Source organism: Pseudoroseomonas cervicalis ATCC 49957, assembly GCF_000164635.1.
Lineage (GTDB): Bacteria > Pseudomonadota > Alphaproteobacteria > Acetobacterales > Acetobacteraceae > Pseudoroseomonas > Pseudoroseomonas cervicalis.
This window is the reverse complement of sequence record NZ_GG770892.1, coordinates 1-1163: the sequence shown is the minus strand read 5'-3', so window position 1 is coordinate 1163 and position 1163 is coordinate 1. Positions and strand designations below refer to the sequence as shown.

The window sequence follows — 1163 nt, the reverse complement described above, 5'->3', positions numbered from 1 at the left end:
GCCCGCCCCCCCCCGGCGGACGGCGGCACACCACCACCCACTCCCCATCCGCCGCCGCCACTGCCGGTGGACGACACCCATCTGGTGGCCGAGGCCAGCCTGGCGCTGACCGGCAGCCTCTCCCTGCACTGGCAGGCGGAACGCCACGCCCTCGGCATGGGCGGCGAGATCCATCTCTCGCTCAGCAGCGGCACCCTGCTCTGGCTCTCCCAGGCCGACCAGCAGGGCCTGGCCAGCGGCCGCCTCGCCCTGCCCGGCATGGCCGACGCGCAGGAAGTGCTGCGCCTGGAAGCCGGCCCGCCCGGCCAGGCCGGCCCCCTGCTGCTGGCCTGGTCCAGCGGGGCGGAGGACGGGCTCGGCCTCGCCAGCGCGCTGCGCGGCCTGCTCGGCGACGGCGCCGTGCAGAACGCCCTTGCCGGGCGCGATGGCGGCCTGCTGCTGGCCACCCTGCAACACCTGGTCGGCACCCCCGCCCCCGATTCCATGCCGGTCGAGCTGCGCATCGCCGGCAGCCTGGAGGCCCCGCCCCCCCTGCCCGCCATGCCCGGCGGCCTGGGCGACGGCATGGGCAAGCTGCTGGCGCTCGCCTGCGACACGCTGCTCGGCCGCCCGCCCCAGCCCGGCGACATCGCCCGCTGGGGCGGCGCCCTGGCCGAGGGCAGCCTGGACGCGCGCGGCCTGGTCCAGGCCATCATGGCCAGCACCGAGTTCCAGGCCCTGCATGCCGGCCAGTCCGATCATGACTTCGTCGCCAGCCTCTACCGCCACAGCCATGCCGGGGAGATCGACCCCGTGACCCTCGGCCACTGGGTCGAGATGCTGGCCAGCCACGCCATCGACCGCGCCGACGCCGTGCTGGCCATCGGCCTCGCCCCGCATCACGACGAGGCCCTGCCCGGCCGCTGAACCGGCCGGTTGCACGGTATTACTTGCGAATGATTATCACATGCGTCAGCCTGGGTGGCCCTACAGGGAGACCCCACCATGGCAACGCACGGCCTGCCCGCCTGGCCCTGGACCGACACCTGCCCCGATTCCCTGGCCGCGCCCGAGGCCCTGCTGCTGGAAGCCATGCGCCGCTGGGCCTGCGCCCAGCGCGGCGGCCGCGCTGGCCTGCCCGCCGCCCGCCTGCCGCTGATCGCCGAAAGCGTGGGCGAAGCCGC

Annotated in this window: 1 protein-coding gene; it reads left to right on the top strand. The window is 75.5% G+C overall.

Going from position 1 to position 1163, the window contains the following annotated elements:
• Window positions 1–906: DUF4214 domain-containing protein (locus tag HMPREF0731_RS20055; protein WP_211207982.1), on the top strand; the 906-nt coding region annotated here is incomplete at its 5' end.
• Window positions 907–1163 lie beyond the last annotated feature (257 nt).